Raw genomic sequence first — 214 nt, 5'->3', positions numbered from 1 at the left:
CAGCGCCTTGGCGAAGAATACGGGGCTGCGCCGCGGCACCGCGGTGATCGTGGAGAGGATCATGCCAGAGGAGTACTCGTTGGTGATGGCGAGCACGCCGAGCACGGCGATGATCAGCTGCGTGAACATGATGCCGAAGGTTGCCGTGAAGGTGCCCATCTCGGCGAAGTCGAGGGGGGTGACTCCCTGGGTGTCGCCCAGGTTCATCCCGGTG

At 64.5% G+C, this 214-nt stretch carries 1 pseudogene; it reads right to left on the bottom strand.

The annotated features are described in order from the left end of the window. A pseudogene (locus tag OOT08_RS11365) lies at positions 1-214 on the bottom strand (ABC transporter permease); the annotation flags it as partial.

The organism is Leucobacter sp. M11, from assembly GCF_035726885.1.
In the GTDB taxonomy this organism is placed as follows: Bacteria; Actinomycetota; Actinomycetes; order Actinomycetales; family Microbacteriaceae; genus JAPFRB01.
This window is presented reverse-complemented; position numbering and strand designations above follow the sequence as displayed.